The following is a 555-nucleotide window of genomic DNA, read 5'->3' as shown; positions in this document are numbered from 1 at the left end:
CCCATCCCCGTCATCTACCAGAGCGGCTACCTCACCATCAAGGGCTACGACCCGGAGTTCGGGGAGTACCGCCTCGGCTTCCCCAACAAGGAGGTGGAGGAGGGGTTCACCCGCTTCCTGCTTCCTTTCTACATGGGGGCGGAGCGCAGCACGCCCTTCTCCGTCGCCAACTTCGTCCGCTCCCTGCGGGCGGGCCGCCCCGACGACTTCATGCGGCTCATGGCGGCGATGCTCTCCGACACCGACTACAGGATCGTGGGCGATTCGGAACTGTACTTCCAGAACGCCTTCTACCTCGTGTCGAAGATGCTCGGGTTCTACACGCAGGTGGAGCGGGTGACCAGCGACGGGCGCATGGACATGGTCATCGGCACGCACGGCTACCTCTACATCATCGAGTTCAAGCTGGACGGCTCCGCCGATGCCGCCCTCCGCCAGATCGACGGGAAGGACTATGCCGCCCCCTTCGCCGTGGACGGCCGGAAGCTCTACAGGATCGGCGTCAACTTCTCTCTGGACCGGCGGTGCATCGAGGAGTGGAAGATCGGGGAATAG

1 protein-coding gene is annotated in these 555 nt (G+C 64.0%); it reads left to right on the top strand.

Going from position 1 to position 555, the window contains the following annotated elements:
- Nucleotides 1–555, top strand: a 555-nt coding sequence (locus tag HMPREF9141_RS12395) for a PD-(D/E)XK nuclease domain-containing protein (RefSeq protein WP_007369122.1), incomplete at its 5' end; no start/stop codon positions are given.

It is taken from the genome of Prevotella multiformis DSM 16608 (assembly GCF_000191065.1).
Classification (GTDB): domain Bacteria; phylum Bacteroidota; class Bacteroidia; order Bacteroidales; family Bacteroidaceae; genus Prevotella; species Prevotella multiformis.
Note: the sequence above shows the minus strand (reverse complement) of the source record. Positions and strands in the feature narration are given on the sequence as shown.